Raw genomic sequence first — 9,326 nt, 5'->3', positions numbered from 1 at the left:
CCGCTCGTCCGGCGCCATGAGCTGTCGCTGTCCGTGCTGCACGGCGTCCGCGCGGTCGACATGGCGGCGGCGGCAAGCCTGCCGGCAAGACCCGTGCTCAACACCGTCGAACAGGTTGCGCGCTGGCGAAACACTGGTCCGGACCGCGCTTGCGATGTGATGGTCGACACCGGCATGAACCGGCTGGGCCTGTCCGCCGGTGAGGCGACCGGGCTGCTCGACGGCATGAGCGTCGTGACGCTGATGAGCCATCTGGCCTGTGCCGAAGAAGCGTCGCCGATGAACGTGGCGCAGCGCGATGCGCTGACCGCATTGGCGGGGCGCACCCCGGCGTCGCGGATGAGCCTCGCCAACTCGGCCGGCATCGCGCTGGGCCGCGACTATGCCTTCGACCTGACACGACCGGGACTGGCGCTTTATGGCGCGATCCCGTGCCCGGCGCTGGCCGGCCATCTTGGCCCGGTGATCGCGATCGAAGCGCAGATCCTGCAACGCCGCCATGTGCCTGCGGGTGAAAGCGTCGGTTACAACGCCACCTGGACCGCGACCCGGCCGACCGAAGCGGCGATCGTCAATCTCGGCTATGCCGATGGCTTCCCCCGTGCCCTGCAGCATGAGGCGGTCGCGATCGCGAATGACGCGCCGCTGCCGATCCTGGGGCGCGTGTCGATGGACCTGATCGCGCTCGACGTGACGCGCGCACCCGCGTTGGGGGAGGGCGACTGGGTGCGTTTCCAGCCCGACCTGCCGGCATGGGCGGCGGCGGCGGGGCGGTCGCAATATGAACTGTTGACCGGCCTTGGCCCCCGGTTCGAACGGCGCTGGATCGATTAGGCGCCGCCCATCGTCCATGGATCGACCGGCTCGGCGCGAATCCAGCGCGTGGCCAGCAGCTTCTGGCCGGCAGTGACGGGTCGCCCGGCATGTTCGGCATCGGGGTCGGGTCGCCCGTCGGGGCGCGTGTTGAGGAACAGCAATGCATCGCCGCCGCGCCCCGCGACCGTCAGGCCCGGCCGGGTGAAATGCGTCTGCCCGCCCTGATAGCCTTGGTTCAGATAGAGCAGCATCGTCGCGACACGCTGATTGACCATACCGGGCAGCGCATCATGATGCGGCCGATATTCCTGCCCCGGCCGGTATTCGAGCAGGGTCAGCGGCTCGCCGTGTTGGACATCGGTGCCTGACAGGCGCGCGATACGGTTGAGGATCGCGCGGATCGGCAGGCTTTCCCGCGTCGGTCCGATCGTGGCGTTGCGCGACGTGCGGATCGGGTGCGCGATCAGGCCACCCGTGCGTGGGTCGACCACCGTCGCGGGTTCGAGAAGGTCGGCGGCGGCATGGACGATGTGGCGTGCCTCTGCCGGCGACAAGAAGCCATGGGCGATGCCGACGCGTGGCGCCTCGGACAAGGGATTCAGCGCGGGCAGGCTGCGCGGCATTCCATCGGCGTCGATGTTCATTGCCTCGATCAGGGCGAGATGCCCGGCGGCGGTCGCATCCGTGACAGCGGCGCGGCGCAGCAGCGACAATGCTTCCCGCCAGTCAGGCGCGCCGCCGCTGCCGTTCGCGACCAGCGCCACTTCCATCAGTGCGGCATCGGCATGTCCGGCATCGCGCGCGCGGGCAAGTGCACGCCGCGCGCCGGACAGGTCGCGTTCGCCGCCCTGTCCCGTCAGGCACAGGACCGCCAGACGGAAGCCGGCATCGCCATCTCCACGGCTTGCGGCCTGTGACAGCGCCTCGCGTTCATGGTTGTCGGGGCGGGTTTCGGGGTGTGTCGGCATCGGCCCACTATCCGTGCGGCACCGGCAAAAGAAAAGGGGCCGGACGCGAACGCCCGACCCCCGATCCGTCATTTTGTCGGAAAGATCAGAACTTCGCGACGAAGCCCAGATAACCGTAACGGCCACGAACGTCATAGATGCCCGAACCCGCGCCGACGCCGGTCAGGCCCAGCGGCGGCAGTTCATTGCCGACATTGTCGATACCGGCATACAGGTTGAACTTGTCGTTCACATCCACATCCGCGCGGATATTGTGGTAGAATACCTCGGGATAGAACTGGAACGGCGCGTAATCGGGGTTCTCAGCCGGACGGCCCTGCAGCGAGTTGAAGTCCTCATAGGTGTTGAGATACTGCTTGCTGATCCAGCGCAGCTCGTAACCGAAGCGAACATCGCCGACACCCAGGCGCGCGTTGAAGTTCACCTGATCGCGCGGGTTGCCCAGTTGATACAGGATGCGGTCGATCCGATCCGGATCGGTCGGGTTGACGAAGTCGTCGCGCTGCAACGTCCGCGTCCAGATGCCTGACAGGAGCAGGTTGCCCCAACCAAGATTGTGGCGATAGCTGACATTGGTGTCGATGCCGCGTGCCTTCAGCTTGGCGAAGTTGAGGGTCGATGCCAGCAACGAGCCTTCGAGGATGCGGAACGCTTCCTCACCGTTCGGGCCGCCACCCGGCCCCGCGCGCTCGATCAGGTCGCAGAACTGGTTGTCGAGCGTCGCCAGGTCATAGCACTGGTTGGCGATATCCTGGGCATCGACCGAGGTGATGACGTTTTCGATCGCGACGTCGTAATAGTCGACCGAGATCGAGAAGCCGGGGAAGAAGGTCGGCTCGAAGATGCCGCCGATCGTGTAGGAGGTGCCGGTTTCTTCTCGCAGGTCGGGGTTGCCGCCGCTCAGGATTTCCAGCGACGAGGTATAGACATAGTCATAACCCGCCGGACGCCCGGCCGCCGCGCAGTTCGCGGCGCGTGTGTTGGAACCCGTGCCGATGTTGCGTGCCGAGCACGGATCGGTGAAGCCGGGTGCGAAGTTCTGGCTCTGTGCCGAATAGAGTTCCGATAGGTTCGGCGAACGGATCGAACGCGAATAGCTGCCACGGAACCGGATATCGGGGATCGGCGCATAGTCGACGCCCGCGCTCCATGCGAACACGGTGCCGACGGCGTTGTTATAGTCGGCCAGACGACCCGAACCCGTGACGGTCAAGGCATGTGCGAACGGCAGGTCCTTGAGCAGCGGGATCGAAACTTCGCCGAACACTTCCTTCACTTCGAACGCCGGAGCGGTGAACTCGGGGATGGCGTTGTAGAAGGCGTAGCCGGCCTGCGTCAGGTCATCGAGGTCGTAATAGTTCGTCTCGCGACGATATTCCGCGCCGACCGAGAACGCGATCGGGCCGCCGGGCAGCTCGAACAACTGGCTGAGGTCGCCCGACATGAAGGCCGAACCGACGAACTGCGTGATCTTGCCGGTCGCGAGCGAGTCGATAATCACGTAATCGCGTGCGGCCTGCGACGAAGCACCCTGACCGAACGGATTGATCGGAACGCACGCCGCGACATCGGCCGCCAGGGTTGCGGGATTGTCGACATAGGCAACGGCCGCCGTGGGGTCTATCTGCGACCGGCAGACGATCTGGCCGGCGGCATTGCGCGCGGAATCGAGACCCAGCAGGTAACGCTGGATGTTGACGTTGCCCGCGATCTGGTTGGTTTCGTTGTGCTCGCCATAATTGGCCGAGATTTCATAGTTCCAGTCGTCGTTGAAATCGCCGCGGATACCGCCGACGATGCGGAAGGTCTCACGCGTGATCTCTTCGTCGCGCGCGCCGAACTCGACCCAGTTCTTGCGGAGCGCGAAGCGGGTATCGCCAACGGGCGCGTCGGCGCCGGAGGCGATGCGCGCCGCGGTCAGCACGCCGCGCGCCTGATCGCTGAGATACGGGTTGTCGAAACGGATCTGCTCACGCGCGCCGGCGCCCAGCGTGCCGCCCTGCGAGAAGAATGGACCCGACTGCGAACCGAACGCCGTCGACCGCGAATATTTCGCTTCGAAGAACGGCACCAGCGCCGGAGTGACTTCGAAATGGCCGATGGTGTTGATCGAAATACGTTCGAGATCGGGCGACAGTGCCAGCAGCTGGCCCTCGCGGTTCGTGTTCCCGTTGCCGCCGATATAGTTGCCGTTCGGCGCCAGGCCGACGCGCTGGCCGGTCTGCGCGACCAGCGAGCCATCGGGGTTGAAGATATAGCCGCAGCTGAACGCCGCGCCCAGTGAATCGCGACCGCAAGCGCCGGTCGGGCTAGCGAACGCCACCTGGCCCCCAAGCGAAATGGTCGACGAACGGAAATCGCGGAAGAACGTCCGGTCGGGCGTGTTGTCGAAATTGGCGCCGGTGTCGGAGTCGGTCACCAGAAGGCCCTGCGGCGTGCGGAACGCGGGACGACCCGAACCATAATAGTCCGACTGGTGCGAATATTCGACGTTAAGCGCGACGTTGCCGCGGCCTTCGGCAAAGTTCTTGCCGACAAGCGCCGACACATACTGGTTGCCTGCATCGCCATAGTCGAGATTGACGCCGGCCTGACCGCGAAGCTGAATGCCCTCGAAATTATCCTTGAGGACGAAGTTCACGACGCCCGCGATCGCGTCCGAACCGTAAACCGACGAGCTGCCGCCCGTGGTGATGTCGACGCGTTCGATCAGGTCGGTCGGGATGGTGTTGATGTCGGGCGAAACGCCGTTCACCAGAATGTCGCCCGCGACATGGCGGCGGCCGTTGACCAGCACCAACGTGCGCTGCGTGCCCAGGTTACGCAGATCGAGCAGGCTGATGCCGCGCGTGCCCAGAAACCGGGTCGAGTTCTGCTGGCTGAAATTGTTGGCGAGCTGGGGCAGGTCGTTCAGGATATCGCCCACCGAAACCTGACCGGTTTCGAAGAACTCTTCACCGCTGACCGACGTGATCGGCACGACCGATTCGAGGTTCGGCTGACGGATGCGCGTGCCGGTGACGACGATCGCCTGATCGGCAGGTGCTGCCTGACCCTCGGCGACCTGTTCCTCCTGAGCAACCTCGGGCGGGACGGCGGCCTGACCAAATGCCGCTGTCGGCAGCACGGCGACCACGCCGGCCAGTGCGGTCGCGGACATCCAACGGGTGGTACGCATCTTGATCCCCTTTACGCTTTTTCTGAACGTCTGATGACTACAGAAAGAACATGGAAGCGGGGACGCGCAAGCACTCTATCGTTTGCGATGTAACTTGTTTGGAGGATGTGATAAAACTGTCACATCCTCCAAGCTGCTGTAATCAGTCGCGTTCGACGCACATGGCGATGCCCATGCCACCGCCGATGCACAGGGTCGCCAGCCCCTTCCTGGCGTCGCGGCGCTGCATTTCATAGATCAGCGTGGTCAGCACGCGCGCGCCCGATGCGCCGATCGGATGGCCGATGGCGATGGCGCCGCCATTGACGTTCAGCTTGTCGTCGGACCAGCCCATGTCCTTGCCCACCGCCAGCGCCTGTGCCGCAAATGCCTCATTCGCTTCGATCAGGTCGAGGTCGGCGACGGTCCAGCCCGCCTTTTCCAGCGCGCGGCGGCTGGCAGGGACGGGGCCGATGCCCATGACCGACGGATCGACGCCGGCCGACGCCCAGCTCTTGATCGTCGCCAGCGGCGTGATCCCGCGCTTGTCGGCTTCCTCGCGCGTCATCAGGACGATGGCGGCGGCGCCGTCGTTGATGCCGCTGGCGTTACCGGCGGTGACGGTGCCGTCCTTCTTGAAGGCGGGGCGCAGGCCCGACACCGCGTCCAGCGTGGCGCCCGCGCGGATATATTCGTCGTCGGCGACGACGGTCTCGCCCTTGCGCGACTTGATCGTGACGGGCGCGATCTCGTCCCTGAAGCGCCCTTCGCTGCGCGCCTTTTCCGCCAGATTCTGCGAGCGGACGGCGAAGCTGTCCTGGTCGGCGCGCGTCACCTGATATTGTTCGGCCAGATTTTCGGCGGTAATGCCCATGTGATAGCCGTTGAACACATCGGTCAGGCCGTCCCTTATCATCGTATCGACCAGGCTCAGGTCGCCCATCTTGGTGCCAGCGCGCATCGTCTGGGCATGGGCTGACATCGACATCGATTCCTGACCGCCCGCGACGACGATGGTCGCATCGCCATTGGCGATCGCCTGCATACCGAGCGCCACGGTCCGCAGGCCGGAGCCACAGACCTGGTTGACGCCCCAGGCGGGTACTTCCTTGGGAATGCCGGCCGCCATTGATGCCTGTCGCGCAGGGTTCTGACCCTGGGCGGCGGTCAGCACCTGACCCAGAATGACTTCCGACACATCCTCGCCCTTGACGCCTGCCTGCTCAAGCGCGGCCTCGATCGCGACGCGGCCCAGTTCGTGCGCGGGCGTGGCGGCAAAAGCGCCGAGAAAGCTGCCGACGGGCGTGCGCTTGGCGGCGGCGATGACGATCTGGGTCATGGGCGAAATCTCCTGGGCGTTGTTTCGTCGGGCGCTATCTAGTGAGCGAGACGCCGCTTAACCAGTCGCCAAGCGGGTTCCAAAGCGTGTCGCGTGCGTGCGAGCCGACGATCATGCCGACATGGCCCGCATCCAGCACGCGGCGGTCGGACAGCATCGGGCTGGTCGCGGCGGGGACGATGCGGTCACTGCGCGATACGAACTCGATCATCGGGCATCCGGGCGCATCGGGACCGATTCGTGTGCCGCCGACGATCCAGCGTCCGGTGCCCGGCAGGTCGGCGTCATAGAAATCATCGAACAGTTCGCGGCCCGCGGCATAGGTCAGCGGCGCCCCCTGGTTCGACCAATCCTCCAGCGCGACGAAGGCGGCGGCTTCGGGACTGTCCGGGGCAAGCGTGCCGAAGCGCGCATATTTATCGAGCGTCCGTTCCGGGTCCAGGCGCCAGAAGCCGCTTTGCAGCACTTCCATCGGCACGACGCCCAGTGCGTCGCATCCGCCCTCCCCACTGTTCCACAAGGCGGCTATGTCGCCGCGCGCGGCGTCGGAATAGCCCGAAAACCGCCATGGCGCCGCCAGCAGCGCAAGGCCCGCGACGGGCGCCAGCGCCGCTGCCGCCAGCGCGATCGTGCCGCCCAGACAGTAACCGACCAGCACCGGCGGCCGGTCGAGCGAGGCCAGCATCGGCAACAGCCGATCGGTGACATGGCCGCCGATGTCGAGGGCGCGGTCCTCTGCGTCGGGCGTGCCCCAGTCGACCAGCATCGGCGACAGCCCGCGTGCCGCCAGCGCTTCGATCAGCGAATTGCCTGGCCGCAGGTCGAGGACATGGGGCGGGTTGATGAGCGAGGGCACGAACACCACCGGCGCACCGCCGCCGCCCGGCGCGCGATAATCGCGCAGCGTCGCCGTGCCCGCCGATGCGATGACCGGACGTGACGGGCGTGGGGCGGGGCGGGGTGCGCGCTGATAGGCGGCGAGACCCGCCAGAATCGCCGCGCGGCGTTCGGGCGATGCTGCGGTCCGTTCGCGCAGCATCGAAAGAAACAGGGGCAGGGGACGCGGGCCGTGTTGCGGTGCGTCAACAAAGGATGATACGGTTCGGTCCTTGAAAGTCACAGGGGTCCGATGCGATGAAGAAGGCGAGTGCGGGAAATGGTCCCGTCATCATCAAGAAATACGCCAATCGGCGCCTCTATAATACCGAAACCTCGTCCTACATCACGCTCGACCATCTGGCGGTGATGACTCGCGAGGGCCGCGACTTCAAGGTCGTCGACGCCCGCAGCGACGAGGATATCACCCACAATGTCCTCACCCAGATCATCATGGAAGAGGAATCGCGCGGACAGACGATGCTGCCGGTCAGCTTTCTGCGCCAGCTCATCAGCCTGTATGGCGATAACATGCAGGCGATGGTGCCGGGTTATCTGGAAGCGTCGATGGACAGTTTCCGACGCAATCAGGAACAGTTCAAGTCGGCCGTAGAGGGCGCCTTTGCCCATTCGCCTTTTGCTGAAATCGCCAAGCGCAACATCGAGATGTTCGAAGCGGCTACCGCGGCGTTCCAGCCAAAGGCGGGCGCGACGCCCGCTCAGGCCAAGGACGAGGAAATCGCGGCACTCAAAGCACAACTCGCCGAGCTTCAGGCAAAGGTCGACAAGCTGGGCTGAGGATCGGTTGCCGGTCGCGGCATTGCCCGCGACCGGCGATCATGATGCAATCAGGCGGCGGGTTTGCGGAAACGGATCGTCATCCGGTCGCTTTCACCGATCGCGCGATATTGCTCACCCCCGCGCAGCGACGGCGCCAGCGTCCAGACACCGCCCGGATAATCGGCGGTGTCCTTGGCATTGGCGTTGACCTCGCTCTGGCCGACGACCTCGAACCCGGCCTTCTCGGCAAAGCCGATGACCGAACTGGTTTTCATATAGCCGCTCTTCTCCTCGGCCGCGGCGTCGCGGCTTTCGGGCAGTCGATGTTCGACCACGCCCAGCGTGCCGCCGGGCTTGAGCATCCGGAACGCGGCATTGAACACCTGTTGCGCGGCATCCGCGCCCCCGAAGCGCCAATTGTGGACGTTGCGGAACGTCAGCACGACATCGGCGCTGCCGTCGGGCACGCCGGCCATGCCGTCACTCGCGGGCAGTGCGGCGACCTTGACCTTGCCATAGGTGGCGGCGTCCTTTGCGATCAGCGATTGCACGCCCTTCAGGCCATTGGGGGCGGGGGCTGCAACCCATAACTGACCCTTATCCTTCAGATAGGGCGCCAGGATTTCGGTATACCAGCCGCCGCCGGGATACATCTCGACCACGGTGTGCGTCGGCTCGACACCGAAAAAGGCCAGCGTCTCGGCCGGATGGCGGGCCGTGTCGCGCGCCTTGTTCGCGGGCGTTCGCGTCGGCGCGTCGACGGCGGCCTGCAAAGCGGCGCGCTGGTTCTGCGGCGCTCCCGTGGCGACGCTGGCAACGGCGATGGCGGTCGTGGCGATGGCAAGCACGGCGATCGGTTGGCGCATGATTTCTCCCCCTTTATTTCGGATTCGGACCGATTGCGTGAAGCTACCACGCGCGCGGGCGCGGCAACAACCGATGGCGGCGGCTTTGGTTGCCGGTGGAACCTGTGCTTTGGACCAGGGTTGTTGCCTCAGGGAAACAACAGGGGTTCGCAACATGGTCGAAGAACGCACGACGCACACCACCACGCCCAACACCGCCCAGCCAAACACCACCACGGTGATCGAGCGGCGCGGCGGCGGCGGCACGGTGCTGATCGGTATCGCCTTGCTGGTCGCGGTGATTGTCGGTGCCTTTTATCTCATGAACCAGAGCCGCAACGAAACGGCCGAAACCACCGCAATCACCGGCGCGGCCGAAAGCATCGGCGAGGGCGCGCAAAAGGTCGGCGACGCGGCGCAGAAAGCCGTCGAATAAGCCCGATCAGCGGACGCAGGCGTCGAGGCGGTCGCGCCCGACGACGCCCATTCGTGCCGCGATCTGGTTGCCATAGCGGCGGGTAAAGCCCTGTGGGGCGATACCCGCC

General features: G+C 65.4%; 8 protein-coding genes. 3 read left to right on the top strand and 5 right to left on the bottom strand.

Going from position 1 to position 9,326, the window contains the following annotated elements; genetic code table 11:
* On the top strand, positions 1–834 hold an 834-nt coding region (locus tag VL973_RS03685; protein WP_325282677.1), incomplete at its 5' end, for an alanine racemase.
* Here the strand turns inward: VL973_RS03685 and VL973_RS03680 are convergent.
* The 4 genes from VL973_RS03680 to VL973_RS03665 form a co-directional block, all read right to left on the bottom strand.
* The gene (locus tag VL973_RS03680; protein WP_325282676.1) at positions 831–1,784 is read right to left on the bottom strand and encodes a 2OG-Fe(II) oxygenase; all 954 of its coding nucleotides are present in this window, start codon (positions 1,782–1,784) and stop codon (positions 831–833) included. The two genes, VL973_RS03685 and VL973_RS03680, sit on opposite strands and share 4 nt — an antisense overlap.
* 85 nt (positions 1,785–1,869) lie before the next feature.
* Positions 1,870–4,962: a TonB-dependent receptor domain-containing protein gene (locus VL973_RS03675; protein WP_325282675.1), complete on the bottom strand. Its 3,093-nt coding sequence runs from the start codon at positions 4,960–4,962 to the stop codon at positions 1,870–1,872.
* A 142-nt stretch (positions 4,963–5,104) separates the two neighbouring features.
* Entirely contained in the window at positions 5,105–6,280 is a 1,176-nt protein-coding gene (locus VL973_RS03670; RefSeq protein WP_325282674.1) for an acetyl-CoA C-acetyltransferase, read from the bottom strand.
* Positions 6,281–6,314: 34 nt separating this feature from the next.
* Complete coding sequence (locus VL973_RS03665) at positions 6,315–7,319, bottom strand: alpha/beta fold hydrolase (protein ID WP_325282673.1); 1,005 nt, start codon at positions 7,317–7,319, stop codon at positions 6,315–6,317.
* Between the two features lie 95 nt (positions 7,320–7,414).
* Between VL973_RS03665 and phaR the strand changes: the two genes are divergently transcribed.
* Positions 7,415–7,954 (top strand): polyhydroxyalkanoate synthesis repressor PhaR, encoded by a 540-nt coding sequence (gene phaR, locus VL973_RS03660; RefSeq protein ID WP_325282672.1) that lies wholly within the window; start codon positions 7,415–7,417, stop codon positions 7,952–7,954.
* A gap of 50 nt (positions 7,955–8,004) precedes the next feature.
* Here the strand turns inward: phaR and VL973_RS03655 are convergent, their stop codons facing one another.
* The gene (locus VL973_RS03655; RefSeq protein ID WP_325282671.1) at positions 8,005–8,802 is read right to left on the bottom strand and encodes a class I SAM-dependent methyltransferase; all 798 of its coding nucleotides are present in this window, start codon (positions 8,800–8,802) and stop codon (positions 8,005–8,007) included.
* Between the two features lie 154 nt (positions 8,803–8,956).
* Between VL973_RS03655 and VL973_RS03650 the strand changes: the two genes are divergently transcribed.
* Complete coding sequence (locus tag VL973_RS03650) at positions 8,957–9,217, top strand: hypothetical protein (RefSeq protein ID WP_325282670.1); 261 nt, start codon at positions 8,957–8,959, stop codon at positions 9,215–9,217.
* Positions 9,218–9,326: the final 109 nt, after the last annotated feature.

Origin of the sequence: Sphingomonas sp. (assembly GCF_035490575.1) — a bacterium.
GTDB lineage: Bacteria > Pseudomonadota > Alphaproteobacteria > Sphingomonadales > Sphingomonadaceae > Sphingomonas.
Note: the sequence above shows the minus strand (reverse complement) of the source record. Positions and strands in the feature narration are given on the sequence as shown.

Coding starts and splice junctions, on each gene's coding strand:
- VL973_RS03680 (WP_325282676.1), bottom strand. CDS start 1,784: ATGCCGACACACCCCGAAACCCGCCCCGACAACCATGAACGCGAGGCG.
- VL973_RS03675 (WP_325282675.1), bottom strand. CDS start 4,962: ATGCGTACCACCCGTTGGATGTCCGCGACCGCACTGGCCGGCGTGGTC.
- VL973_RS03670 (WP_325282674.1), bottom strand. CDS start 6,280: ATGACCCAGATCGTCATCGCCGCCGCCAAGCGCACGCCCGTCGGCAGC.
- VL973_RS03665 (WP_325282673.1), bottom strand. CDS start 7,319: ATGCTGCGCGAACGGACCGCAGCATCGCCCGAACGCCGCGCGGCGATT.
- phaR (WP_325282672.1), top strand. CDS start 7,415: ATGAAGAAGGCGAGTGCGGGAAATGGTCCCGTCATCATCAAGAAATAC.
- VL973_RS03655 (WP_325282671.1), bottom strand. CDS start 8,802: ATGCGCCAACCGATCGCCGTGCTTGCCATCGCCACGACCGCCATCGCC.
- VL973_RS03650 (WP_325282670.1), top strand. CDS start 8,957: ATGGTCGAAGAACGCACGACGCACACCACCACGCCCAACACCGCCCAG.